Origin of the sequence: Kitasatospora sp. NPDC048545, from assembly GCF_040651155.1 — a bacterium.
In the GTDB taxonomy this organism is placed as follows: domain Bacteria; phylum Actinomycetota; class Actinomycetes; order Streptomycetales; family Streptomycetaceae; genus Kitasatospora.
Genome location: NZ_JBEZIQ010000025.1, coordinates 116462 through 139741, shown reverse-complemented (window position 1 = coordinate 139741; position 23280 = coordinate 116462). Strand labels below are relative to the sequence as shown.

25 protein-coding genes and 1 pseudogene are annotated in these 23280 nt (G+C 74.0%); 11 read left to right on the top strand and 15 right to left on the bottom strand.

The window, feature by feature from the left end; all coding sequences use genetic code 11:
• Nucleotides 1-145: 145 nt before the first annotated feature.
• Both AB0D10_RS23740 and AB0D10_RS23735 read right to left on the bottom strand, forming a co-directional pair.
• Nucleotides 146-949 (bottom strand): hypothetical protein, encoded by an 804-nt coding sequence (locus AB0D10_RS23740; RefSeq protein ID WP_360259662.1) that lies wholly within the window; start codon nt 947-949, stop codon nt 146-148.
• A gap of 304 nt (nt 950-1253) precedes the next feature.
• The gene (locus tag AB0D10_RS23735) at nt 1254-2318 is read right to left on the bottom strand and encodes a hypothetical protein (RefSeq protein ID WP_360259626.1); all 1065 of its coding nucleotides are present in this window, start codon (nt 2316-2318) and stop codon (nt 1254-1256) included.
• Between the two features lie 144 nt (nt 2319-2462).
• On the opposite strand from AB0D10_RS23735, the gene dapE reads away from it, so the two are divergent.
• The gene (gene dapE / locus AB0D10_RS23730; protein ID WP_360259624.1) at nt 2463-3539 is read left to right on the top strand and encodes a succinyl-diaminopimelate desuccinylase; all 1077 of its coding nucleotides are present in this window, start codon (nt 2463-2465) and stop codon (nt 3537-3539) included.
• A 115-nt stretch (nt 3540-3654) separates the two neighbouring features.
• Nucleotides 3655-4464 (top strand): TIGR00730 family Rossman fold protein, encoded by an 810-nt coding sequence (locus AB0D10_RS23725; protein ID WP_360259622.1) that lies wholly within the window; start codon nt 3655-3657, stop codon nt 4462-4464.
• 63 nt (nt 4465-4527) lie between these two features.
• Here AB0D10_RS23725 and folP read toward each other — a convergent pair whose 3' ends face one another.
• A complete protein-coding gene (folP, locus tag AB0D10_RS23720; protein WP_360259660.1) occupies nt 4528-5340 on the bottom strand; it encodes a dihydropteroate synthase in 813 nt (270 codons plus the stop codon).
• Between the two features lie 181 nt (nt 5341-5521).
• Here folP and AB0D10_RS23715 point away from each other — a divergent pair, with 181 nt between their 5' ends.
• Together AB0D10_RS23715 and AB0D10_RS23710 are read left to right on the top strand one after the other, a co-directional pair.
• Nucleotides 5522-5980, top strand: a complete 459-nt coding sequence (locus AB0D10_RS23715) for a DivIVA domain-containing protein (RefSeq protein ID WP_360259619.1) — start codon at nt 5522-5524, stop codon at nt 5978-5980.
• The gene (locus tag AB0D10_RS23710; RefSeq protein WP_360259616.1) at nt 5977-6570 is read left to right on the top strand and encodes a DNA-3-methyladenine glycosylase I; all 594 of its coding nucleotides are present in this window, start codon (nt 5977-5979) and stop codon (nt 6568-6570) included. Before AB0D10_RS23715 ends, AB0D10_RS23710 begins: the two co-directional genes overlap by 4 nt.
• A gap of 25 nt (nt 6571-6595) precedes the next feature.
• Here AB0D10_RS23710 and AB0D10_RS23705 read toward each other — a convergent pair whose 3' ends face one another.
• A complete protein-coding gene (locus AB0D10_RS23705; protein WP_360259613.1) occupies nt 6596-7396 on the bottom strand; it encodes an enoyl-CoA hydratase-related protein in 801 nt (266 codons plus the stop codon).
• Between the two features lie 299 nt (nt 7397-7695).
• Here AB0D10_RS23705 and AB0D10_RS23700 point away from each other — a divergent pair, with 299 nt between their 5' ends.
• Nucleotides 7696-7863: a DUF3117 domain-containing protein gene (locus AB0D10_RS23700; RefSeq protein WP_014137929.1), complete on the top strand. Its 168-nt coding sequence runs from the start codon at nt 7696-7698 to the stop codon at nt 7861-7863.
• A 162-nt stretch (nt 7864-8025) separates the two neighbouring features.
• Here the strand turns inward: AB0D10_RS23700 and AB0D10_RS23695 are convergent, their stop codons facing one another.
• Nucleotides 8026-8658, bottom strand: a complete 633-nt coding sequence (locus AB0D10_RS23695; RefSeq protein WP_360259658.1) for an O-methyltransferase — start codon at nt 8656-8658, stop codon at nt 8026-8028.
• Between the two features lie 174 nt (nt 8659-8832).
• Between AB0D10_RS23695 and sigE the strand changes: the two genes are divergently transcribed.
• The 4 genes from sigE to AB0D10_RS23675 all read left to right on the top strand — a co-directional run bounded on the left by sigE (nt 8833) and on the right by AB0D10_RS23675 (nt 12169).
• Nucleotides 8833-9678: an RNA polymerase sigma factor SigE gene (gene sigE / locus AB0D10_RS23690; RefSeq protein ID WP_360259656.1), complete on the top strand. Its 846-nt coding sequence runs from the start codon at nt 8833-8835 to the stop codon at nt 9676-9678.
• Nucleotides 9675-10694, top strand: a complete 1020-nt coding sequence (locus AB0D10_RS23685) for a zf-HC2 domain-containing protein (protein ID WP_360259611.1) — start codon at nt 9675-9677, stop codon at nt 10692-10694. Before sigE ends, AB0D10_RS23685 begins: the two co-directional genes overlap by 4 nt.
• Nucleotides 10695-10842: 148 nt before the next feature.
• The gene (locus AB0D10_RS23680) at nt 10843-11277 is read left to right on the top strand and encodes a sec-independent translocase (protein ID WP_360259609.1); all 435 of its coding nucleotides are present in this window, start codon (nt 10843-10845) and stop codon (nt 11275-11277) included.
• A 223-nt stretch (nt 11278-11500) separates the two neighbouring features.
• On the top strand, nt 11501-12169 hold the full coding sequence (locus tag AB0D10_RS23675; protein ID WP_360259607.1) for a hypothetical protein: 669 nt from the start codon (nt 11501-11503) through the stop codon (nt 12167-12169).
• A 108-nt stretch (nt 12170-12277) separates the two neighbouring features.
• On the opposite strand, the gene AB0D10_RS23670 is transcribed toward AB0D10_RS23675, so the two are convergent.
• The 4 genes from AB0D10_RS23670 to AB0D10_RS23655 all read right to left on the bottom strand — a co-directional run bounded on the left by AB0D10_RS23670 (nt 12278) and on the right by AB0D10_RS23655 (nt 16107).
• On the bottom strand, nt 12278-13438 hold the full coding sequence (locus AB0D10_RS23670; RefSeq protein ID WP_360259604.1) for an Mrp/NBP35 family ATP-binding protein: 1161 nt from the start codon (nt 13436-13438) through the stop codon (nt 12278-12280).
• Between the two features lie 56 nt (nt 13439-13494).
• Nucleotides 13495-14031, bottom strand: a complete 537-nt coding sequence (locus tag AB0D10_RS23665) for a DUF1003 domain-containing protein (protein WP_360259653.1) — start codon at nt 14029-14031, stop codon at nt 13495-13497.
• Nucleotides 14032-14140: 109 nt separating this feature from the next.
• Complete coding sequence (locus tag AB0D10_RS23660; protein WP_360259602.1) at nt 14141-15439, bottom strand: CBS domain-containing protein; 1299 nt, start codon at nt 15437-15439, stop codon at nt 14141-14143.
• Between the two features lie 128 nt (nt 15440-15567).
• Complete coding sequence (locus tag AB0D10_RS23655) at nt 15568-16107, bottom strand: hypothetical protein (RefSeq protein WP_360259599.1); 540 nt, start codon at nt 16105-16107, stop codon at nt 15568-15570.
• Between the two features lie 175 nt (nt 16108-16282).
• Between AB0D10_RS23655 and AB0D10_RS23650 the strand changes: the two genes are divergently transcribed.
• Nucleotides 16283-17170 carry a DMT family transporter gene (locus AB0D10_RS23650; protein WP_360259651.1) on the top strand — a complete coding sequence of 296 codons (888 nt, stop codon included), beginning with the start codon at nt 16283-16285 and terminating at the stop codon, nt 17168-17170.
• A 3-nt stretch (nt 17171-17173) separates the two neighbouring features.
• Here AB0D10_RS23650 and corA read toward each other — a convergent pair whose 3' ends face one another.
• Nucleotides 17174-18295: a magnesium/cobalt transporter CorA gene (gene corA / locus AB0D10_RS23645; protein WP_360259596.1), complete on the bottom strand. Its 1122-nt coding sequence runs from the start codon at nt 18293-18295 to the stop codon at nt 17174-17176.
• 432 nt (nt 18296-18727) lie between these two features.
• On the opposite strand from corA, the gene AB0D10_RS23640 reads away from it, so the two are divergent.
• Nucleotides 18728-19369, top strand: a complete 642-nt coding sequence (locus AB0D10_RS23640) for a suppressor of fused domain protein (protein WP_360259594.1) — start codon at nt 18728-18730, stop codon at nt 19367-19369.
• 149 nt (nt 19370-19518) lie between these two features.
• Here AB0D10_RS23640 and AB0D10_RS23635 read toward each other — a convergent pair whose 3' ends face one another.
• The 5 genes and pseudogenes from AB0D10_RS23635 to AB0D10_RS23615 all read right to left on the bottom strand — a co-directional run.
• On the bottom strand, nt 19519-20379 hold the full coding sequence (locus AB0D10_RS23635; RefSeq protein WP_360259592.1) for a PHP domain-containing protein: 861 nt from the start codon (nt 20377-20379) through the stop codon (nt 19519-19521).
• 67 nt (nt 20380-20446) lie between these two features.
• Nucleotides 20447-21085 carry a DUF6758 family protein gene (locus AB0D10_RS23630; RefSeq protein WP_360259589.1) on the bottom strand — a complete coding sequence of 213 codons (639 nt, stop codon included), beginning with the start codon at nt 21083-21085 and terminating at the stop codon, nt 20447-20449.
• A 308-nt stretch (nt 21086-21393) separates the two neighbouring features.
• Nucleotides 21394-21552, bottom strand: coding sequence for a hypothetical protein (locus AB0D10_RS23625; protein ID WP_157849739.1), 159 nt, complete (start codon nt 21550-21552; stop codon nt 21394-21396).
• 400 nt (nt 21553-21952) lie between these two features.
• Entirely contained in the window at nt 21953-22825 is an 873-nt protein-coding gene (locus tag AB0D10_RS23620; RefSeq protein ID WP_360259586.1) for an alpha/beta fold hydrolase, read from the bottom strand.
• Between the two features lie 173 nt (nt 22826-22998).
• A pseudogene (locus AB0D10_RS23615) lies at nt 22999-23280 on the bottom strand (ATP-dependent helicase); the annotation flags it as partial.

Sequence of the window (23280 nt, the reverse complement as noted above, 5' to 3'; positions counted from 1 at the left end):
CTCGCCGCGCGACGCGGAGGTGCACAGGGCGAAGACGAGCAGGGCACTGGCCGCCACGGCGAGGATGCCCAGTGCGGTGGAACCCAGGGTTCCAGGAGGAGCACCGGCCCTTCGGCACGTGGACGTGCGGATCACTGCAAGCGGACTACAGCGGCAGGCCGCTGATGCTGCCGCCGTTCACGCCGCCCAGCAGGCCGCCGATCGGGCCGAGCGCGCCGGTGAGGCCGGACAGCGGGTTGTTCGGCCCGAGGTCGGCGCCGCCGAGGCGGTTGGCCGAACCGTGCTCGGCCAGGCCGAGCACGTCGGCGCCGGGCAGGCCGCCGGGCACGGCGTGCTGGACCGAGTCGAGCGGCAGCGCGCGCTCCACGGAGCCCAGCGGCAGCGCGTCGGTCACGGTGTTGGTGCCGGGGACGGCACCGGAGAGCTGACCGGCACCCGGCAGGGCGTGGGCGAGGGAGCCCGCCTGGGCGAGCCCGCCGACCGGGCCGGCGCCGGCGTCGGCGCTGCGGGTGGCCGCGCCCTTGCCGGTGACGGCCTCGCCGAGCTTGCCGGCCAGCGCCGAGGCGACCTTCGGGGTGACGGCGGAGAGCTGTCCGGTGGTGGCGGCGGTCTGGTCGACCGGCGCGGTCAGCGAGCCGGCCTTCTCGTTCGCCTCGGGGAGCTGGTGGGCGACGATGTTGCCGGCGGCGTCGGCGGAGGCCGGCACGCCCGCGGCGACGGTGGCCGCGCCGGTGGTGCCGGCGGCCTGGCCCAGCTGGTGGGTGGTGTGCTGCAGGGTGGAGCCGGTGTCGGTGTTGGTCAGCTGGCCCAGCGGCGCCGCGAGGTCGCTCTTGGGCAGCAGGGCGTCCCCGCCCAGGGCGGACGCGGAGCCGGCCGCGACCAGCGGGGTCGCTCCGGCGGCCACGACGAGCGCGGCCTGAGCGATCCGGCGCGTGAGGGGGTGAGACATGGGGCTCCTCGAAGGGGTCTGGTTCCGTCCCGTCCGCCCGTGGGACCGAGCGTGAACGACCGGGCGGACGACGTGGTTACCGCTTGAGAAGCCAGAAGGTTTCGGCCCGTGCAAGGAAAGTGTCTGACCGACCATCGGATCGTAGGACCGCAGCGGCGGCGCCCGCCGGGCCCCGCCGGGCGTTGCCGAACCGGCCCGGGCCAAGGGAAGTGACGGTTCTCCGTCCGGGGGTGACGGAACGGGGCCCGGGTCCACCGGGGTTGACCGGAATCACCCGTCCGGCGGCAACCCGTACGCCTGTTCGTCAGCCCTTGCCGGCCGGTGCCAGGGTGACCTGGACGAGCTTGGTCGAGGTGCCCGAGGTCTGCGGCTGCCAGCCGTCGTCCGACGTGGTCTTGCGCCAGATCTTCCCGTCGTAGGCGACCGTCGCGATGCCCAGCTGCTGGGCCTGGGCGACCGCCCAGTGGGCCACCTCCCAGCCGCTGGCGCGCTCCGCGCTCACCCCGCCGTCGGCCGTGCCGTCCGCGGAGGACGTCAGCGCGGCGGTGGCCGGGTCCGGGGTCAGCGACACCGCGTTCTCGGCACCCTTGATGGTCGAGGCGTAGCCGGTGGCCGGGGTGACCGTGCGGCCGAACTCCCGGCGCACCCGGTCGGACAGCACCTGGGCGCGGTCCGGCGCCGCGGCCGGGGTGGCCGTGGCGGTGGCACCTGCGGTGGGTGAGGAGGAGTCCTGCGGGTCCGGCTTGGCGTAGTCGTGCACGATGCAGGAGAACGAGGCGGGCTCCCGGCCGGCCAGCGCCGAGGTGAGCAGGGTCGCCTTGGTCTCGTGCTTGGCGTACGCCTGCGGGTAGCCGCTCTTCTGCACCGCCTGTGCGGCGTCGGTCAGCGGCAGCCGGGTGTAGCCCGGGACCTTGACCAGGCCGTCCAGGAACTTGTTGGTCGCGTACACCGGGTCCGCGATCTGGTCCGGGGTGCCCCAGCCCATCGAGGGCCGCTGCTGGAACAGGCCGATCGAGTCCCGGTCGCCGCCCGCGAGGTTGCGCAGCTTGGACTCCTGCATGGCGGTCGCCAGCGAGATCGCGGTGGCCCGGTCCGGCAGCCCGCGCGAACGCGCCACCGCGGCGATCGTCGCGGCGTTCGCGGCCTGCGGCAGCTCCAGGGTGCCGTTGCCGGCCGCGGTCTTCACCGTGCAGCCCTCGGACTCGCCCTGCTTGAAGCCGAACCACCAGATGCCGACCACGGCAAGGCCCGCGACCAGCGCGAGGCCGAGCAACCCGACGATCACCATCAGCAGCGCGCGCAACGGCCCGCGGCGGCGGGCGGGCGCCGCCTCGTCGCCCGGCTCCGCGCTGCTCCTTCTCCTGGCCACCGTCGCCCCTCTCGCACCTGGTCCTTGATCCGACACCGTACCCACTCGGACGGATGTGCGGCGCCCCCCGGTTGCCGAACCGAAGCCGATCCGTGTCACAGGGCGACCACGGAGGGCACCCGGCCCGCGGACTAGGCTGGCGCCATGAGCAGCCTCGACCCGACGCCCCTGGACCTCACTCTCGACGGCGGCGCGCTGACCGCCCGGCTCGTCGACTTCCCCTCGGTGAGCGGCGACGAGCAGGCGCTCGCCGACGCGGTGGAGGCCGCCCTGCGCGGCTGCCCGCACCTCACCGTGGACCGGTACGGCAACAACGTGGTCGCCCGGACGAACCTGGGCCGCGCCGAGCGGGTCCTGCTGGCCGGCCACCTCGACACGGTGCCGATCGCCGACAACCTGCCCTCCTACGTCGAGGGCGACCTGCTCTACGGCTGCGGCACCTCGGACATGAAGTCCGGCGTGGCCGTCCAGCTGCGGCTCGCGGCCACCCTGCCCGAGCCCAACCGCGACCTTACCTTCGTGTTCTACGACTGCGAGGAGGTGGAGGCCCACCGCAACGGCCTCGGCCACCTCGCCAAGGACCGCCCGGAGTGGCTGGCCGCCGACTTCGCGGTGCTGATGGAGCCCAGCGGCGCCATGGTCGAGGGCGGTTGCCAGGGCACCCTGCGGGCGCAGGTCCGGCTCACCGGCGTGCGCGCCCACGCGGCCCGTAGCTGGCTCGGCGACAACGCCATCCACCGGGCCGCCGAGGTGCTCACCCGGCTCGCGGACTACCGGCCGCGCCGGGTGGAGATCGACGGACTGGAGTACCGCGAGGGCCTGAACGCGGTTCGGATCGACGGCGGCGTGGCCGGCAACGTCATCCCGGACGAGTGCGTCGTCACGGTCAACTTCCGCTACGCGCCGGACCGCAGCGAGGCGGACGCGGAGAAGCACGTGCGGGAGGTCTTCGACGGCTTCGAGCTGACCGTCACGGACTTCGCCCCGGGCGCCCTCCCCGGGCTCTCCCAGCCGGCCGCGCAGGCCTTCCTGGCGGCCACCGGCGGCCAGGCCCGGGCCAAGTTCGGCTGGACGGACGTCGCGCGCTTCAGCGCGCTGGGCGTCCCGGCGGTCAACTACGGCCCCGGCGACCCGAACCTCGCGCACAAGCGGGAGGAGCACTGCTCGCTGAGCGCCATCGCCGAGACCGAGGAGCGGCTGCGCGCCTGGCTGACCGACTGAGCCCCCAGCCCCCGGGACAGCTGATCCGATCAACGGTCGAACGCCATCTTCCGGTTGCCCAACCGACCTTCCCCCGTTGCCTGAAAACGGGGGAAGGCGGGCGTAGGGTTTCGTCATGACAGGCACAGGAGACGAGAAGCAGTACGGGCACGGACCCGAGCAGGTCGGCGTGCCGAAGAAGAAGAAGGCCTGGCCCGAGAAGCAGAAGGGCCCGGTGCTGGTGCGCCGGGACCAGGTCGGCACGAGCACCACGGACCAGCGCCTGCTGGACACCACCGGCCCCACCGACTGGCTGCACACCGACCCGTGGCGGGTGCTGCGGATCACCTCCGAGTTCGTCGAGGGCTTCGGCGCCCTCGCCGAACTCCCGCCCGCGATCAGCGTCTTCGGCTCCGCCCGGACCCCGGCCGACTCACCCGAGTACGAGGCCGGCATGGTCATCGGCCGGGCCCTCGCGGAGGCCGGTTACGCGGTGATCACCGGCGGCGGCCCCGGTGCGATGGAAGCCGCCAACCGCGGCGCCTCCGAAGCGGGCGGCCTCAGCGTCGGCCTCGGCATCGAGCTCCCCTTCGAGCAGGGCCTCAACGAGTACGTCGACCTCGGGCTGAACTTCCGTTACTTCTTCGTCCGCAAGACGATGTTCGTGAAGTACGCGCAGGGCTTCGTCGTCCTGCCCGGCGGCCTCGGCACCCTGGACGAGCTGTTCGAGGCGCTCACCCTGGTGCAGACGAAGAAGGTCACCCGCTTCCCGGTGATCCTCTACGGCACCGCGTACTGGGGCGGCCTCTTCGAGTGGCTGAAGAACACCCTCGTCGCGCAGGGCAAGGCGGCCCCGCACGACCTGGAGCTGTTCCACATCACCGACGAGGTCGACGAGGTCATGAAGATCCTCGCCGACGCCCGCCGGCCGGCGAACGAGATCTAGCACGGGCCGCCCGGCACCGGCACCGGCACCGGCACCGGCACCGGCACCGGTACGGGCCGGGGCCTAGGCCAGCCCCCGGCGGGCGACCGCCGGGGGGCGGGTGCCCCGGATCGAGGCGACCATGTCCAGCACCTGGCGGGTCTCCGCGACCTGGTGCACCCGGTAGACCCGCGCGCCCAGCCAGGCCGAGACCGCCGTGGTCGCCAGGGTGCCGAGCAGCCGCTCGTCCACCGGCTTGTCCAGGGTCTCGCCGACGAAGTCCTTGTTGGAGAGCGAGACCAGCACCGGGAAGCCGGTCGCGGTCATCTCCGGCAGCCGCCGGGTGGCCTCCAGCGAGTGCCGGGTGTTCTTGCCGAAGTCGTGCCCCGGGTCGATGATCACCGCGTCCCGCCGCACGCCCAGTTCCACTGCGCGCTCGGCCAGCCCCACGGTCACCCGCAGGATGTCCGCCATCACGTCCTCGTACCCGGCCCGGTGCGGGCGGGTGCGCGGCTCGGCGCCGCCCGCGTGGGTGCAGACCAGCCCGACGTCGTGGCGGGCGGCCACCTCGGCGAGCTTGGGGTCCACCCCGCCCCAGGCGTCGTTCAGCAGGTCCGCGCCGACCTCGCAGACCGCCTCGCCGACCTCGTGCCGCCAGGTGTCCACGCTGATCACCACGTCGGGGTGGCGCTTGCGCAGCTCGGCCACGAAGGGCACGGTGCGCCGCAGCTCCTCCTCGACCGTGACCTCGTCGCCCGGTCCGGCCTTGACCCCGCCGATGTCCAGGATCGCGGCGCCCTCGGCCACCGCGCGGTCGGCGGCGGCGAACGCGGCCGGGTCGGCGAAGGTGGCGCCCTTGTCGAAGAACGAGTCCGGCGTCCGGTTGACGATCGCCATGATCACCAGTTCGTCGTCACCGAATTCTCGCGGTCCCAGGCGCAGTGCCACCGATGTCTCCTCCAGAGCTCCTGCGGGTGCGATGATGGCCCCCGGCCTCACTGAGGGACCATGCTGTCATGATCAGTCTGGTTCCCTGGAACCTCGACGAAGGCCGACCGGGAGTTCGGGAGGACAGCTCGTGTTCTGGGTGATCGTGGTCGCCATGGCCGTGGTGGTCGGCGGCGCCGCCCTGGTGGCGCTCGGCGGGGGCGGCTCGATGCCGGAGGCGGTACCGGACCGCATCTCCGCACGGCTCCCGCAGGACCGGCCGCTGGGCAAGGCCGACGTGGACGAACTGCGCCTGCCGATGGCGCTGCGCGGCTACCGGATGGACGAGGTGGACGACGTCCTGGACCGCCTCGGCGCCGAACTCGCCTACCGCGACGCGCGGATCGCCGAGCTGGAGGCCGCCGCCCACCTGCGCGGCGCGGTCGAGGCGACCAGCGCCCCCGACCCGGCGGCCGAACCGCTGCCCGGCCTGGAGCAGTTCGCCCGGGTCGTCGAGCCGGCCGTCGCCCTCACCAAGTCGTCGGCCGAGCCGCCGGCCGAGACGCCGGCCCGGGCGCCCGAGGACGCGAAGCCGGTGAAGGACCAGTGACCTCCCCGGCCGACGGCGCGGTGCTCGGTCAGGACGGGCTGCGCCGTTGCGCCTGGGGCGACTCCACCGACGACTACCGGGTCTACCACGACACCGAGTGGGGCCGGCCGGTCCACGGCGACGACGCGCTGTTCGAGCGGGTCTGCCTTGAGGCCTTCCAGTCCGGCCTGTCCTGGCTGACGATCCTGCGCCGCCGCGAGGGCTTCCGCGCCGCGTTCGCGGGCTTCGAGATCGGCAAGGTCGCCGAGTTCGGCGAGGCCGACAAGGAGCGGCTGCTCGCCGACACCGGCATCATCCGCAACCGGGCCAAGATCGAGGCTGTGGTCGCCAACGCGCGGGTCGCCCGCGACCTGGAGGGCGGCCTCGACGCGCTGATCTGGGGGTTCGCCCCGGAGCCGGGCCGGCCGGCCCCCCGCCGGATGAGCGAGGTGCCGGCCGTCACGCCCGAGTCGACGGCACTGGCGAAGGCGTTGAAGAAGGCGGGCTTCCGCTTCGTCGGCCCGACCACCGCCTACGCCCTGATGCAGGCCTGCGGCCTGGTGGACGACCACCTGGCGGACTGCCACGTCCGCACCGGGGCGAAGGGCTGAGCAGGCCTTCCAGGCTCTGTCAGCCCTAGCGGCCGACGTACTTCGGCTTCTCCTTGGCGATGAAGGCGCGCACCGCGATCCGGTGGTCCTCGCTCGCGCCGGCCAGCGTCTGCAGCTCGTCCTCCTTGTCGAGGAGTTCGTCCAGCGAGTGCGAGGCGCCGTAGGCGAGCGAGGCCTTGATGGCGCCGTACGCGACCGTCGGGCCCTCGGCCAGCTCGCGGGCGAAGACCCGCGCGGTGGCGGCGAGTTCCTCGGCGGGGACCACCTTGGTCGCCAGGCCCAGCTCCATCGCCTCGGCGGCCTTGACCGTCCGGGGCAGCATCAGCAGTTCGGTCGCCTTGGCGTGCCCGACCAGCCGGGGCAGCGTCCAGGACGCGCCGGAGTCGGCGGTCAGGCCGATGCCGGCGAAGGCGGTGTTGAAGCCGGCCCGGTCGGACACGATCCGGAAGTCGCAGGCGAAGGCGAGCGAGGCGCCCGCTCCGGCCGCCACCCCGCCGACCGCGGCGACGGTCGGCTTGCGCATCCCGGCCAGCGCCCGGGTCAGCGGGTTGTAGTGCTCGGCGACGGTCCGCAGCGCGCCCTCCCCGGTCTCCTCGGCCCGCTTCAGCTGCGCCAGGTGCTCGTTCAGGTCCTGCCCGACGCAGAACGCGCGTTCGCCCGCTCCGGTCAGCAGCACGGCCCGCACCGCGGGGTCCGCGGCCGCGGCGACCACGGTGTCGCGCAGCGCGACCTTGGTGGCGACGTCGAGGGCGTTCATCGCCTCGGGTCGGTTGATGGTGATGACGGCCAGGCCGCCGTCCAGCTCGTACAGCACGGAATCGGACATGGGCGAGGGCTCCCCGGGTGATCGTCGTGGTGTCGGTGTCGTGTGCCAGGATGCCGGAGCACGAGGTGGCCTGGGGAGTGTGAGGTATCGCACCTTCCGGTGCCGTCCACACCGTCGCCACGCCAGGGCTTATGACGTGAATTGCGGCGGTTGGGGGCGGTCCGGCCGAGGTTGCACCGAGAGTGATGTTGGTCATCAGCCCGTGGCATGCGGGATAATGGCTTCCGATCAATGCGTTCGATACCGGCGGTGGACGGACTGCCGGTGCGTAGCTGGCGGTTGCAGGAAGGGGAACGAGCATGGCGGCCATGAAGCCGCGGACGGGTGACGGCCCGCTCGAAGTCACCAAAGAGGGGCGGGGCATCATCATGCGCGTTCCGCTCGAAGGCGGCGGACGCCTCGTGGTGGAGCTCACGCCTGACGAGGCCGACGCCCTCGGCGAGGCCCTGAAGAAGGCCTGCGGCTGACCGCAGCGGGTGCTCGCCATCTCCTGGAGATGCGCTGCCGGGCCCGGGTACGACGTCACGTCGGCCCGGGTCCGCGCGTTTTCCCGCGGGCCCTCCCGGCCTCGCCCGCCGGTGTCCCGGGGCCGCCCCGTGGGAGGTCCGGGGACGGGTTCCGGCGTCTGACTAGCGCTTGACGGCGCAGAGCAGCCCGTCGGAGACCGGCAGCAGGGCCGGCAGCAGGGCCTCGCTCTCCCGGACGTCGCGGACCAGGTCCCGCACCGCGCCGGTCTGCGGGTCCTGCAGCTCCGGTTCGGCCAGCCGGCCCTCCTGGAAGACCCCCTCGAAGCAGACCATCCCGCCCGGCCGCAGCAGCCGCAGCGACTCCAGCAGGTACTCGCGGGACTCGGCCGGGTCGCCGTCGCAGAACACCAGGTCGTACTGGCCGTCGGCGAGCCGGGGCAGCACCTCCAGCGCCCGGCCCGGTATGAACCGGGAACGGTTGGCCGCGAACCCGGCCGCCTGGTACGCCTCGCGGGCCAGCTGCTGATGCACCGGCTCCGAGTCCACCGTGGTGAGGACGCCGTCCGGCCGCATCCCGCGCAGCAGGTAGACCCCGGAGACCCCGGTGCCGGTGCCGATCTCGGCCACGGCCTTGGCGTCCAGCGCGGCCGCCAGCAGCCGCAGGCAGGCCCCGCCGCTCGGCCCGATCGCGCGTATGCCGGTTCGCGCGGACTGCGCCCGGGCGTAGGTCAGCACCGCGTCCTCGCCCACGTAGGTGTCGGCGAGGGCCGCTCGCGCGGGCCCGAACTCGCTGATGGCTGCCTCTTTCGGAGCCCCGGGTGGCGGCCCGGTGCCGGGGGATGTCGATATTTCCTGCCACAGATTACTGGCCGACCGGGAACCGCGTACGGCGGCGGGCCGTTGTCATGACGGACCGGGTGCGGGAGACCTCCCGGGCACTTTTATCCGGGCTTGACGGGTGAGGTGGATATGGTGGTGGCCCTGCTGGGCAGAAGAGCCGACCGAGGAGGTGTGGCCGAGGGCGACGTCCCCGTGCGGCGGCACTCCCGCGGCACCACGTCAGCCCGTACGCCGAAGCCCGTGATGAACCAGTCTGCGCACTCCGACCTGGACCAGCCCGCCGCCGCGACGCCGGCCGCGGGTACCACCGAGGCCCCCGCCCTCGCCACGTTCGCCGAGGGCCCCGACGCGCAGACCTGGACTCCGCCCACCTGGGAGGAGATCGTCGAGGCGCACAGCGCCCGCGTCTACCGGCTCGCCTACCGTCTGACGGGCAACCAGCACGATGCCGAGGACCTCACCCAGGAGGTCTTCGTCCGGGTGTTCCGTTCGCTGTCCACCTACACCCCCGGCACGTTCGAGGGCTGGCTGCACCGGATCACCACCAACCTCTTCCTGGACATGGTCCGCCGCCGCCAGCGCATCCGCTTCGACGCGCTCGGCGAGGACGCGGCCGAGCGGCTCGCCTCCCGTGAGCCCAGCCCGGCCCAGCACTTCAGCGACACCCACTTCGACGCCGACGTGCAGCAGGCCCTGGACACCCTCGCGCCGGAGTTCCGCGCGGCCGTGGTGCTGTGCGACATCGAGGGCCTGTCGTACGAGGAGATCGCCGCCACGCTGGGCGTCAAGCTCGGCACCGTCCGCAGCCGCATCCACCGCGGCCGCTCGCACCTGCGTGCCGCGCTCAAGCACCGCGCCCCCGGCTCGGCCCCCGGCCGTGAGCGCCGCGGCGGCTCGGAGGAGCCGGTGCCGGTCGGCGTCGGCGCGGTGGAGGCCGCGGTCGCGCCCGGTGGGCGCGGACGGAGGCGATCGTGAGCGGAACCAGCCGGTCCGGCTCGGACCGGTCGGACGCGTCCGGCCGGGCCCTGAACCGGCGGAGCTGGGGCCTGCCGGGCCGTCGGGGCACCGACGAACCCGGAGAGCCCGTGCTGCCCGCGCTGGCGCTGCCCGCCGACACGGCCCTGCACGCGCTGCCCGTACGGCCGGCCGAACCCGCGGTCGAGGAGCACCACCTCGGCGACCGCCTCTCCGCCTTCCTCGACGGCGAACTCGGCCACGACTCGCGCGAGCGCGTCCAGGCGCACCTGGCGACCTGTCCGCAGTGCCTCGCTGAGGCCGACGAGGGCCGCTCCGTGAAGCACCTGCTGACCCGCACCGGCACGCCCGGCCCGTCCTCCGCGTTGATGGCCCGGCTGATGGCCGTCGGCAACCTCCCCGAGGACGGCCCGTCGGACGGCGACTGGCCGCCCGGGCGCGGGCGCCACGATGACGACGACCTGCCCGGCGGCGGGGTCGCGGCCACCGGCACGCTCGGCGGCAGCCGGCTCACCGGCGGCTCCTTCGGCCGCGGCGCGGGGGCCTCGTTCGGCGCGGGCGCGCTCGGTGCCGACACCCCGGTGCCCGGGGTCGACCCGCGGGCCTTCGGGCGCGGCGCGGTGCTGCGGCCGCTGATGGGCCGGCGCTCCGCCCGTCCCGAAGCAGTCGCGCCCGAACACGTCGCCCGGCCGCAGCCGTCCGCGGCCGCCGTCCGCTCCTCCGCGCGCGGGCGCCGGCTGGTGTTCGCCGCCGCGGGCGCCTTCTCCGTCGCCGCGGTCACGCTCGGCGGTGTCGGCGGGCTCAGCCCGCAGGGCGAGGACCGCCACGGCACGACCGTCAGCCCGCCCGGCGGCGGCACCGGTACCGGTCGCGGTGGCGGTCTCGTCCCGATGACCGCCCAGGTCCCGGTGGACTTCCCGGGGCGCCCGGTCGCCGCGACCCGTGAGGCGTCCCCGCCGTCCTCCCCGGAGCGTTACCCCGGCGGCGTCGCCGCCCTGCGCCAGCAGACCCGCTAGAGCACCCCTGGACGGGCCCTGGCGCCCCGGTCCCGACGCGCTCGGCCACCGGCAGGTCTTTACCACGGCTTCATCGCAGCGTGGGCCGGGGACTCGCCGGTGGCCATTACCCTGTAGGGACCGTCGTCCGACGAGCTAGGGAGCAAAGGTGTTCAGCGACGTAGGCGGGCTGGAGATCCTGACCCTGGTCGTCATGGCGATCATCATCTTCGGTCCGGACAAGCTGCCCAAGCTGATCCAGGACACCATGGGCTTCATCCGGAAGATCCGTTCCTTCGCCGACAACGCGAAGGAGGACATCCGCAGCGAGCTCGGCCCCGAGTTCAGGGACTTCGAGTTCGAGGACCTCAACCCCAAGAACTTCGTCCGCAAGCAGCTCATGGGCGGCGAGGAGGACCCGCTCGGCCTCAAGGAGATGAAGGACTCGCTGGACATCCGGTCCGTCCTGGACGACAAGCCCGCGGTGCCGGTGAACGGCCGCAGCGGCAGCGTCAGCTTCGAGAAGTCCGCTCCGGCGCCCGCCTCCGCCGGTGCCCCGCTGGCGCCCGGCGAGCGGCCCCCGTTCGACCCCGACGCCACCTGATCCCCGCTCCGGCACGACGCCCCGGAAGCACGCCACCGCCCCGCCCGGCCGCCCTGCTGAGCGGGGCGGTGGTGCGTGCGCCGCTATTGTGCTGATTGTTCCCGCTGAGCCGTCCGTCACATTCCGCGTGTTCGCGGACCAGGAACGGCCCCCGGGAACGCCGCGGTGCGCCACCATGGGAGCGCGCCACGGCAGGCAAACGTGCGTTTGAGGAGGCCCGGGGATGGACGCGACGAGTCAGGCGGGAGGGGCGACGGCCACGGCCGGCGGCCCGGTGGTCGGCGGACAGGCCGGCCCGGCGGACCCGCTGGTGCCCTACCTGTCCGCCGACTTCCCCTGGTACGGGCTGGACGAGGGCTGGACCGGCCGCCGTTACCTGATGCAGGCCGGCGCCGGCACCCGCACCGCGGGCAGCGTCGACTACGGCTCGCTCGGCCACGGTGACGAGCCTGCCAAGCAGTTCGAGCCGCGTGACGTGCGGAAGTTCGCGGCCGTGGTCACCGTCGCCCGCCGGGACAGCCGCCGCAGCGCCGACAACACCGGCACGCTGGAGGCGACCTCCGCCTCCTCGGCCGCCTGGTTGGCCGGTTCCGGCCTGCTCGCCGCGACCTGGCCCGGCCAGCTGGACCGCGCGCTGCGCCAGGACTGGCTGGACCAGCAGAGCAGCCTCGCCTGGGACCTCGCCGACGATCTGGCGGGCCCCGGCTGGTCCACCCTCAGCCTGCCGGTCAACGGCCTTCCGCAGCCCTTCCGCTACCGCGAGTCCGAGTACGGCTGGGTGCTGGCCGGCGAGGCCCCCGGCGTCCTGCTCGGCGCCTTCGGCCGCGGCGTCAGCGCCTACGGCGTCGGTTTCTCCACGGTCCCGGACCTGGCGGCCTACACCCGCCCGTAGGGGCCGCGGCACGACGAAGGGGCCGGGCGGGTGCACACGGCACCACCCGGCCCCCGACACCGCCCGTCCGCCCGCTCGCGGGGCGAAGGGGCGGCGGGCGTCAACGGCTCAGAACTTGTTCTTGGGCGTCAGCCCGAGCGACATCCCGGACAGGCCGCGCTGGCGGCCGCCGAGCTTGCCGGCCACCGCGCGCAGGGCGGCGCCGGCCGGGGAGTCGGGCGCGGCGAGCACGACCGGGCGGCCGTCGTCGCCGCCCTCGCGCAGCCGCACGTCGATCGGGATCGAGCCGAGCACCGGGACGGTCGCGCCGACCGTGCGGGTGAGCGCCTCCGCGACGGTCTGGCCGCCGCCGGTGCCGAAGACGTCGATCATCTCGTCGCAGTGCGGGCACGGCATGCCGGACATGTTCTCGATCACGCCGACGATCTTCTGGTGGGTCTGCACCGCGATGGTGCCGGCCCGCTCGGCCACCTCGGCGGCGGCCATCTGCGGGGTGGTGACGATCAGGATCTCCGCGTTGGGGACCAGCTGGGCCACCGAGATCGCGATGTCGCCGGTGCCGGGCGGCAGGTCCAGCAGCAGCACGTCCAGATCGCCCCAGTACACGTCGGCGAGGAACTGCTGCAGCGCGCGGTGCAGCATCGGGCCGCGCCAGACCACCGGGGCGTTGCCCGGGGTGAACATGCCGATCGAGATGACCTTCACGCCGTTCGCCTGCGGCGGCATGATCATGTCCTGGACCTGGGTCGGCCGGCCCTCGACGCCCAGCATGCGCGGCACGCTGTGGCCGTAGATGTCGGCGTCCACGACGGCGACCTTCAGGCCGTCGGCGGCCATCGCGGCCGCCAGGTTGACCGTCACCGAGGACTTGCCGACGCCGCCCTTGCCGGAGGCGACGGCGTACACGCGGGTCAGCGTGCCCGGCTTGGCGAACGGGATCTCCCGCTCGGGGGCGCCGCCGCGCAGCAGCTGGGAGAGTTCCTTGCGCTGCTCGTCGCTCATCACGTCGAGCTCGACCTCGACACCGGTCACGCCGGGGACCTTGCCGACCGCCTCGCGGACCCGGGTGACGATGGTGTCGCGCATCGGGCAGCCGGAGACGGTCAGGTAGACCGCGACGTGCACGGCGCCGCCCTCGGCGATCCCGACCGATTTCACCATGCCGATCTCGGTGATCGGGCGGTTGATCTCCGGGTCGTTGACGGTCGCCAGCGCCTGGCGTACGGACTCCTCCGTGACGCCGGCCGCGACCTCTGTCTCGTTGGCCATGCCTTGATGGTACGGCGCCGGGCGAACCGCTTAACCCGTCGGTAGCGTGCCGCCGGTCACAGCGGCTCGGAGGCGTCCCGGCGCTCCTCGATCTCCCTGAGCAGGGACTGCAGTTCGGAGCGGATGCCGCTCATCTCGGAGCTGATGAAGGCCCGGGTGGCGACCTCGCCGAGCCCGTGCCGCAGGGCGGCGACCTCGCGGGTCAGGTACTCGGTGTCCGCGATGTTGCGGTCGCTGCGGGCCCGGTCCTGCTCCATGTTGACCCGGTCCCGGTTGTCCTGGCGGTTCTGCGCCAGCAGGATCAGCGGGGCCGCGTACGAGGCCTGCAGGGACAGCGCGAGGGTCAGGAAGATGAACGGGTACTCGTCGAAGCGCACGGTCGCCGGCAGCAGGGTGTTCCAGGCTATCCAGACGACGACCACGACGGTCATCCAGACGATGAACCGCCCGGTGCCGAGGAAGCGGGCGATCCGTTCGGACAGGACGCCGAACGCCTCCGGGTCGTAGGAGGGCAGGGAGAGCAGGCCGGGCCGCGCGGTGCGCGGCTGGTCGAGCCGGGTGCGGCCGGTGCCGGTGATCGGGGCGGTCTCCACCCGCCGTTCCCGGCTGCCCTCGCGGGTGCGCAGTTCGCGCAGCTGCCGCAGCTGCCGCAGCTCGCCCTGCAGGCGGCGGCGCGCGGAGTCGTCCGGCCGGCCGTTGCGGTCACCGTCCACCGGTCACCCCTTCCCTGTCGTCGTGCCGGGCCTCGTCGTCGGCGTGCAGTGCGGCGTCGCGCCAGTCGTCCGGCAGCAGGTGGTCGAGCACGTCGTCGACGGTCACCGCGCCGAGCAGGTGGTCCGCCTCGTCCACGACCGGCGCCGCGACCAGGTTGTAGGCGGCCAGGTAGCTGGTGATCAGCGACAGCGGGGTGTCCGGCGGCAGCGGGTCCAGGTCGTCGTCGACCAGCGAGCCGACCAGGACGTACGGGGGCTCGCGCAGCAGCCGCTGGAAGTGCACGGTGCCCAGGTAGCGGCCGGTCGGGGTCTCGTTCGGCGGCCGGCAGACGAAGACCTGCGCGGCGAGGGCCGGCTTGTGGTCGCTGACCCGGACCCGGGCCAGGGCCTCGGCGACGGTCGCGTCCGGTTCCAGGACGATCGGCTCGGTGGTCATCAGACCGCCGGCGGTGTCCTCCTCGTAGGTCAGCAGGCGGCGCACCGGCGCGGCCTCGTCCGGCTCCATCAGCTGGAGCAGCCGTTCGGCCTCGTCGCCGGGCAGCTCGGAGAGCAGGTCGGCGGCGTCGTCCGGGTCCATCGCCTCCAGGATGTCGGCGGCGCGCTCCTCCTGAAGCTTGCCGATGATCTCGACCTGGTCGTCCTCGGGCAGCTCCTCCAGGACATCGGCGAGCCGCTCGTCGTCCAGGGCGGCGGCCACCTCGGCGCGGCGCTTGGCGGACAGGTGGTGCATCACGCTGGCGAGGTCGGCGGGGCGCAGCTGCTCGAAGGTGGCGAGCAGGTTGGCGGCGCCCTGGTCCTGTTCGGGCAGCGCGAAGCCGGTGACGTCCTGCCAGTCCAGCGTGAGCCGTTCGCCCTTGGCCTTGCGCAGCCGGCCGGCCCGGCCGAGCTGGACGAAGACCTTGCTGATCTCCCACTCGCGCAGCCGGCTCTGCACCATGCCGATGTCCAGCACGGTGACGTCCTCACCGGTCTTGGACCAGGTGACGGTGCGGTCCAGCAGTTCGGCGAGCACCAGGGTCTCGGACGGGCGCTGCTCGAAGCGGCGCAGGTTGATCACGCCGGTGGTGAGCACCTGGCCGGACTCCAGGCTGGTCACCCGGGTCATGGGGAGGAAGATCCGGCGCCGGCCGACCACCTCGACCACCAGGCCGAGCACGCGCGGGGGACGCCCGCCGAGGCGCAGCGAGACGACCACGTCCCGGACCCGGCCGACCTGGTCGCCGTTGGGGTCGAATACCGCGAGGGCGGACAGATGGGAGATGAAGACCCGGGTGCCTGGCCCTGCCATGAACTCCCTCGACTCGCTCGACGCCGTACGCGGTACGCCGAGGCGCACCCGGGGCCAAATCTACCCGTGACCGCGGGGCCCGGCCCGATGAGCACCGTAGCGGCGGGAGGAGTCCCCGGAGTGAACCCTCAGCGGCGCTTGAACAGCAGTTTGGGCAGTCCGGCCGGGACCGGGCGGCGGGTGGTGGCCGGGGAGGGCATCGGCTCGGCGGCGTGCGAGCCGTCCGGCATCGCGCCCGGGCGCTCGGTGAGCGGGCCGGCCGGCTCCAGCCGCAGCACCCGGCACTCGCGGGCCCAGCGCTCGGTGATGGCGTCGGTGTCGGGGGCGTTGAGCCGCTTGCCCTTGAGTTCCTCGACCGCGCCCAGCCAGGCCTCGCCGTGCGGCGGGAGTTCGACGACCCGGGCGCTCCAGCCGGTGAGCCGGCCGCCCTTGTCCTTGCTGCGGACGGTGACCACGGCCGCGGCGCCGGAAGCCAGGCCGTGCAGCGGCTGCTCGTCGCCGTCGCCGACCACCACGACCGCGCCGTCGTGCCAGGCGTGCCACAGCGGCCGGGCCTGCTCCTGCCCGTCGGCGCGCACCCAGAGCAGGCCGGACTTCTTCGCGGCCTCCTCCAGCAGGGCCTGGTCGAGGAAGGCGTCGGCGGTCGGGGCGGCGGGCGTACGGTCCATGGCCGACAGCGTACGGCTTTCCCCTCCGGTTCCGTCCACGGGACGTCTCAGCCTCCGGGCGACAGTTCCATTGCCGCGCCACGGGCCTTACCGTATGAGCCGCCCCACCCGCCGCGACCAGCATAGGAGCGCTGTGCCCGCCGCCCGGCCCGCGACCGCCCCCGCACCCGCACCCATCGCCGACCCGGGGTCGACGCGTCCGCTCCCCACCGTCGACCTGCTGCTGCTCGCCGTGTCGATCGGCGGCATCTCGCTGTCCGGTCCGCTGATCAGTGCCACCGCCGCGCCCGCGCTGGCGATCGCCTTCTGGCGCAACGTCATGTCGGTCGGCGTCCTCGGCCCGTACGCGCTGCTGCGCCACCGCGCCGAGCTGCGCGGGATCGGCCGGCGGGCGCTGCTGCTCGCGGTCGCGGCGGGGGCGCTGCTCGCCGTGCACTTCGCGCTGTGGATGCCCAGCCTGCGGATGACCTCGGTGGCCTCCGCCACCGCCCTGGTCACCACCACCCCGCTGTGGACCATCCTGCTGATGCGGCTGATGGGCGTCCGGGCGCCCCGGGCGGTCTGGCTCGGCACGGTCGTGGCCTTCGCCGGGGTGCTGGTGCTGACCGGGGTCGACCTCGCGCTCTCCCCGCGCGCGCTGCTCGGCGACGCGCTCGCCCTCGCCGCCGGACTGGCCGCGGCCGGGTACATGCTGCTGGGCGCCGAGGTCCGCAAGACGGTCAGCACGACCGGGTACACCCTGGTCTGCTACGCCACCACGGCGGTGGTCCTGCTCGGGATCTGCCTGGTCGCGGGGACCCCGCTGGCCGGATGGCCGGCCGGGGTGTGGTGGCAGATCGTGCTGCTGATGGTCGCCGCCCAGCTGCTCGGCCATTCGCTGAGCAACCGCGTGGTGCGCAGCCTGGGCCCGTCGATCACCTCCACAGCGATCCTGCTGGAGACCCCGGGGGCGGCGCTGATCGCCGCCCTCTGGCTGGGCCAGTGGCCTCCGGCGGCCGCCTACCCGGCGGTGGTGTTGATCCTGCTCGGGCTGGTCCTGGTCGCCCGCGGCGGGCGGCGCTGAGGGTCAGAGCCAGCCGTTGCGGCGGAAGCCCCGGTACATCCCGACGCAGATCAGGGCGATCGCGCCGAGCACCATCGGGTAGCCGTACTTGTGGTGCAGCTCGGGCATGTACTCGAAGTTCATGCCGTAGACGCCGGTGATCATGGTGGGGACCGCGAAGATCGCCGCCCAGGCGGTGATCTTGCGCATGTCCTCGTTCTGCGCCACCGACACCTGCGCCAGGTTCGCCTGCAGCAGCGAGTTCAGCAGTTCGTCGAAGCCGTGCACCTGCTCGGCGACCCGGGCCAGGTGGTCGGCGACGTCCCGGAAGTACTTCTGGATGTCCGGGTCCACCAGACGCTGCATCGGCTCGGACAGCTGCTGCATCGGGCGCAGCAGCGGCACCACGGCCCGCTTGAACTCCAGGACCTCGCGCTTGAGTTGGTAGACCCGGCCGACGTCGGCACTGCGGCCGCCCTTGGCCGAGAAGACGCCGTACTCGATTTCGTCGACGTCGTTCTGCAGCCGTTCGGCGACCAGCAGGTAGTTGTCCACGACGTGGTCGGCGATCGCGTGCAGCACCGCCGCCGGGCCCTTGGCGAGCAGTCCGGCCTCGTCGGCGTCGGCCTCCAGCCGGTGGCGCAGCTCCTGCAGCGAGCCGTGGCCGCCGTGCCGGACGGTGATCACGAAGTCCCGCCCGGCGAAGACCATCAGCTCGCCGGTGTCCACCACCTCGCTGGTGGGCGTGAGCTGGTCGTGCTCGACGTAACGGATGGTCTTGAAGACGGCGAACAGCACGTCGTCGTAGCGCTCGACCTTGGGCCGCTGGTGGGCGTGTACGGCGTCCTCGACCGCGAGCGGGTGCAGGCCGAAGCGCTGGGCGATCCCCTCGAACTCCGCCTCGGTCGGTTCGTGCAGTCCGATCCAGCTGAACGAGCCCTCGCCCTCGGGGAGTTGCTGCTCCGCCTTGACCCGGCGGGCGGCCTCGCGCGGGCTGCAGGTCTCGCCCTTGCGCTTGCCGTGCTGGTAGACCGCGCAGTCCACGATCGCCGAGGCGGCGTCCTCGGACAGGACGTCGTACACCCCGGCCGCGCCGCGGCGGCGGTTGGTGCGGACGGCGGCACGCAGGCTGTTGATCATCGACATGGCAGGCTCCCAGGGGCGGGGAGCCGTCGCGGTGCGGCGCGGAATGGAGAAACGTTCGGCCGCGGTACGACGGCGAAGAACACCGGTGAAAGGGGGGATGAAGGTGCTCTCCCGGCCGGTCCGTCCGCCGTGGGGCCTGCGCCCGGGGCTACTGCGGCTGAATCAGCCGATCGGGCCTGCGGGGCGCGGGATACGGGGAAGTCGGGGCCGGGCAGAGCTGCCGGTACTGCATGGTCGGCCGGTATCCACCGCAACCACCTCCTTCGCGCCGCCGCCCCGGAACGGAAGAATCCCGGTGGCCAGTCGCTCACCCTAACATCTGACCGGCCATCGGCGCCGGGGGGTTCCCGAGGCTTTACGGGTCCTTGACGGGCCGGGCCTCCGCGCCGCCCGCACGGGGGCCGCGCGGACCCGCGGGTTACGCTCACCGGCATGGCCCACGACTTCCCGCTCTTCGGCGACCCCCACGGCGGCAGCTCCCCGGAGCTCTCCCGGGAGGCGGTGCTGGCCGCCGTCGAGGCCCGGCTGATCTCCACCTTCGGCGAACCGGGCGGCCGCGCGGCGGTCACCTTCCTCGGCACCGACCGGATCGAGGTGCTGCGCTTCGGCCCCGACCCGGAGGGCCTGGTGCGGTACGCGACGCTCGGGATGTCCGCCGCGCCGATGGCCGACCCCACCTCGCCGGTCGCCGACCAGGTGCGCGGCCCGCGGGTCGAACTGGTGCTGACCGTCCGCGGCGGGCGCGACAGCGTGCTGCGCAGCCTGGCCACCTTTGCCGCGACGCCGCAGGTCGAGGGGCTGGTGGTGGCCCCGGGCGGCTCGCTGGACCTCGGCGCCCCGCTGTGGGACGGCGCGCCCTTCACCTCGGTGCTGGCGGCCGAACCGGGCGGGCTGGTCGAGGACCTGGAACTGGCGGATCCGGCCGACCCGGTCCGCTTCCTGCCGCTGCTGCCGATGACGCCCAACGAGGCGGGCTGGAAGCGGGTGCACGGCGCGGCCGCCCTGCAGGAGCGCTGGCTGAACCAGGGCACCGACCTGCGCGACCCGGACCGCCGCGGCGCCCGGTTGGACTGACGGCCCGACCGGCGGCCGGCCCGGACTCCGGCCGAGGCGTTCGCCGGCGGACGGTCAGGGGCCGCCGGGGCAGTGGTCGGTCGGGGCGTGCGCGCCGCGCCGTACGCTCACGCCGTGCCCCGCGAGCCGGAGCGCGGCGGCGCGACCCCTCAGCGCTCGATCGGCTTCGCGCCGGTGGCCTGTGCCAGCAGCGCCTCGTACACCGCAGGGTCCGTGGTGTGCTCGCCGAGCCGGACGGTCTTGCGGGTGCCGTGGTAGTCGCTGGATCCGGTGACCAGCAGGCCGAGTTCGCCGGCCAGGCCGCGCAGCCGGGCCCTGGTCTCCTCGTCGTGGTCGGTGTGGTCGACCTCCAGCGCGGCCAGTCCGGCCACCGCGAGGCCGGCGATCACCCCGTCCGAGACGGTCCGGCCGCGCTTGACCGCGCCCGGGTGGGCGAAGACCGGCACCCCGCCGGCCGCCCGGACCAGCCGGATCGCCTCGACCGGGTCGGTCTCGTGCTTGCGGACGTCCGCCCGGCCCCCGTTGGCCAGCCACTCGGGGGTGAACGCGTCCGAGACGGTGGCCACCACGCCCGCCTCGACCAGCGCGCTGGCGATGTGCGGCCGTCCCACCGAACCGGTGCCCGCGATCCGCTGCACCTGCTCCCAGCCGATGTCCGCGCCGAGGTCCCGGCAACGCTCGACGATCGCCCGCCCGCGCCGGAACCGGTCGGTGCGCACCAGCTCCCGCTCGCGCGCGAACTCCGGCTCCTCCGGGTCGAACAGGTACGCCAGCAGGTGCATGCTGATGCCGTCCACGACGCAGGACAGCTCCGTGCCCGGCACGACGGTCAGCCGGGCGCCGTCGGGCAGCGCGTGCACCGCCTCGGCGGCCTCGACGTGGCCGGCCACGGTGTCGTGGTCGGTGAGCGCGACGACGTCGAGGCCCGCGGCGACGGCCGCCGCGACCAGCTCGGCCGGGCTGTCGGTGCCGTCGGAGGCGTTGCTGTGGGCGTGCAGGTCGATGCGCACGGGGCGGACTCCTGGAGGCTCGTGGGTGCCGCCCAGGATAGGCCGTCCGGGTGGCCCCGGGCCCGGGTCAGCCGAGCAGCCGGGGGGAGAGCGCCCCGCAGGGCAGCAGGTCCAGTTCGGCGCCGGCCTCGCGCAGGTCGGTGAGCACCAGCTCGTCGTACATCACCAGGGCGGACTGCTCGGGCCAGGCGATCGCCCAGAGCCAGAGCCCGCGGGCCTCGCCGGCGAACACCGCGCGGTCGGCCGGGGCGTCCGGGACGTGGAACATCGGGGTGGGCCGGCCGGCCGCCATCAGCTTGGCGTCGGCGGGCTTGTAGAGGCCGACGGAGTCGCCCGGGTCCGGCCCGGGCAGGCCGGCGTAGCGGGCGCCGAGCCCGACGCCCAGTTCCTCGGCGACCAGCACCAGCTCGCCGAAGCCGCCGAGCGGAGCGGGGCCGGCGCAGGCGACGGCGGTGGCCCGGGCACCGGAGACGTCGTCACCGACGTGGGCGATGCCGGTGTACAGCCAGCCGACCGGGAGCGGCCACGGCAGCCAGACGGGGACCTGAGAACGGACGACGGCGACGCCCAGGGCCTCGACACTCGGGGGCAGCACGGGCTGCATCGGGTGGACGGCTCCGTGCCGGTCGCACTGCCAGGTGTCTGAGAACAGACCGGGGGCGCGGACCCGACCGGCGCACCTCGGGCAGCTTGGCTCGCCCCTCATAGCCGACAACGCTCCTCCCTCCGGACCGCCGCGTCAAGGACGATCACCCGTACGGAGGGCTCGGCGGCACCTGTCGGTCGCGGACGCCCGGCCGGCGCTGGGTGGGCGCGTTCGCGGGCGGTTCCCGTTGGGGGATGTCCCGTGAGGGGCGGCGGCAAACGTTTCGGGCGCGGACCCCGGGCGCACTGACGCCCCGTCATCGGCGATTGCGGTGACGGGGCGTCAGTCGGGTATCGGCACGTCCGGATCGGACGCTCCCGGCTCGTCTGCGGCGGGTGAGGGCTCCGGGGTGGAGGCGCCGCGCGGGGTCAGACGGTCGGGCACGGCCGGATGAGCAGGCGTTCGCCGGTGCGGGCGGCGGCCTGGACGTGTTCGCGCACGGTGGCGGCGTCGGCGATCAGGCGGTCGGTGGCGGAGCCGTTGGCGTCGTCCAGTCGGACGATCTCGAAGCGCATGGTCTTCGTCATGGGCGTCTCCTTTCCTTGCCCCGCGGGGCGGGGCGATCGCGGCTGAGTGGGTATCAGCCCTTTCGGGATGTTGCGGGTCCGGCGGATCGGTCGGACCGGGCGGGTCGTACGTGCGGCGGTCTGCTGCGGCAAGGGCTCCCCCTGCTTGCCTGGTGCGTCCAGTGCCTCGTGAGCCACGGTGTCGTGGCGGTGCTACCGGGCCGTTGCCCGTCCGTGAAGTCCAGGTTTCGGATGATGTGCGTCGGCGTCGAGGCCGACGATGATTCCCGGACAGAATCAAAGATTACCGTAACTAACGAATTTTGTCCTGTGTTGAAGCCGATCGAAGTTCCGAAAGTGGTAGAGACCACTTCCGGCGGGAGGTCCGACGGAGCCGGTCAGGCCGGGGGGCGGGGGCCGGTCAGGCCCAGAACGCGGCCAGCGCCTCGGCGGTCGCGGCCGGCTGCTCCGCGTTGGGGGAGTGGCCCGCGTCCGCCACGACGACCCGGCGGGCACCCAGGCGCTCGGCCATCCCGGTCTGCTCCGGTACGGGCCAGGCGTAGTCCCGTACCCCGGACAGCACCAGCACCGGCAGCCCCGCCGTGGCGGCGGCCAGCTCGTCCACGCGGTCCGGCGCGGCGACCAGGTGGCCACCGGTGACGGACAGCGCCTGCGGCACGTTGGCCAGCCAGCGGCGGTGCAGGAACTCGGCGACGGCCGGGGCCGGGCCCGGCTGCGACTGCCCGCTGTCCGCCTCCATCTGCCGCATGACCTGCCAGATCTCCTCCAGGCCCATCACCTGCAGTGCGTCCAGCAGCAGCTTGGTGCGGGCCGCCTCGGCCGGGTCGATCGCGCCCGGGCCGGTGGACATCAGCGTCAGCGACCGCCACGGCAGCGGGCCCGGCGCGGCGGCGAGCACGGCCTCTCGCACCACCTGACCGCCGAAGGAGTGGCCCACCAGGTGCAGCGGCCCGCCGTCCGCCGCCAGCGCCGTGGTGAGCGCCCGTACGTCCGCGCCCAGCTCCCCGACGGCGTACGCCGCCGGATCGTCCGGCCCGCCGGTCTCGTGCTGCCCGCGCTGGTCCACGGCGGTCACCCGGTACCCGGCCGCGGCCAGCGGTTCGAGCAGCCCGATGAAGTCCTCCTTGCTGCCGGTGAAGCCCGGCACCAGCAGCGCGGACCCCCGCACCGGCCCCGCCGGCTCCGCCCGCAACACCGCGAACTCCCCACGCCCGGTCACCACCCGCTCGGCCCGCGCGCACCCGGGCAACCTCAGAAACGGCGGCGTGCTCATGGCGTGTTCTCCCTGCTCGGCTACCCACTGCTTCCCGACGCCCCCGAGCTTAGGCCGTGGGTCGCGCACCCCGTCGTCGGCGCGTCCGGCGGCGGGGCGGGCCGGGAGGAACGCCGAGGGGGCGGGCCGGGCCGGGTGGCCTGGCCCGCCCCCTCGGACGGCATGCGCTGCGGTCAGCTCTCCGGGGTCGCCTCGACGGGCGCGGCGGCCTTGCGGGCGCGGGTGCGCTTGCGCGGGGCCGGGACCTCGGCCACGTCGGCCTCGGCGGCCGGGGCCGCCGGGGCGGTCTCGGCGGTGGCCGCTGCCTTGCGGGTGCGCTTGCGCGGGGCGGGCTTCTCCTCGGCCGGAGCCTCGGCGACGACCTCGGTAACAGCCTCGACGGCCTCGGCCTTCGGCTTGCGGGTGCGCTTGCGCGGGGCGGGCTTCTCCTCGGCCGGAGCCTCGGCGACGACGAC

Excerpts from the sequence above, each read along its gene's own strand:
- AB0D10_RS23740 (WP_360259662.1), bottom strand. The coding sequence starts at position 949 with ATGTCTCACCCCCTCACGCGCCGGATCGCTCAGGCCGCGCTCGTCGTG.
- dapE (WP_360259624.1), top strand. The coding sequence starts at position 2,463 with ATGAGCAGCCTCGACCCGACGCCCCTGGACCTCACTCTCGACGGCGGC.
- AB0D10_RS23725 (WP_360259622.1), top strand. The coding sequence starts at position 3,655 with ATGACAGGCACAGGAGACGAGAAGCAGTACGGGCACGGACCCGAGCAG.
- folP (WP_360259660.1), bottom strand. The coding sequence starts at position 5,340 with ATGGCGATCGTCAACCGGACGCCGGACTCGTTCTTCGACAAGGGCGCC.
- AB0D10_RS23705 (WP_360259613.1), bottom strand. The coding sequence starts at position 7,396 with ATGTCCGATTCCGTGCTGTACGAGCTGGACGGCGGCCTGGCCGTCATC.
- AB0D10_RS23700 (WP_014137929.1), top strand. The coding sequence starts at position 7,696 with ATGGCGGCCATGAAGCCGCGGACGGGTGACGGCCCGCTCGAAGTCACC.
- sigE (WP_360259656.1), top strand. The coding sequence starts at position 8,833 with ATGGTGGTGGCCCTGCTGGGCAGAAGAGCCGACCGAGGAGGTGTGGCC.
- AB0D10_RS23675 (WP_360259607.1), top strand. The coding sequence starts at position 11,501 with ATGGACGCGACGAGTCAGGCGGGAGGGGCGACGGCCACGGCCGGCGGC.
- AB0D10_RS23670 (WP_360259604.1), bottom strand. The coding sequence starts at position 13,438 with ATGGCCAACGAGACAGAGGTCGCGGCCGGCGTCACGGAGGAGTCCGTA.
- AB0D10_RS23660 (WP_360259602.1), bottom strand. The coding sequence starts at position 15,439 with ATGGCAGGGCCAGGCACCCGGGTCTTCATCTCCCATCTGTCCGCCCTC.
- AB0D10_RS23655 (WP_360259599.1), bottom strand. The coding sequence starts at position 16,107 with ATGGACCGTACGCCCGCCGCCCCGACCGCCGACGCCTTCCTCGACCAG.
- corA (WP_360259596.1), bottom strand. The coding sequence starts at position 18,295 with ATGTCGATGATCAACAGCCTGCGTGCCGCCGTCCGCACCAACCGCCGC.
- AB0D10_RS23640 (WP_360259594.1), top strand. The coding sequence starts at position 18,728 with ATGGCCCACGACTTCCCGCTCTTCGGCGACCCCCACGGCGGCAGCTCC.
- AB0D10_RS23630 (WP_360259589.1), bottom strand. The coding sequence starts at position 21,085 with ATGAGGGGCGAGCCAAGCTGCCCGAGGTGCGCCGGTCGGGTCCGCGCC.
- AB0D10_RS23625 (WP_157849739.1), bottom strand. The coding sequence starts at position 21,552 with ATGACGAAGACCATGCGCTTCGAGATCGTCCGACTGGACGACGCCAAC.
- AB0D10_RS23620 (WP_360259586.1), bottom strand. The coding sequence starts at position 22,825 with ATGAGCACGCCGCCGTTTCTGAGGTTGCCCGGGTGCGCGCGGGCCGAG.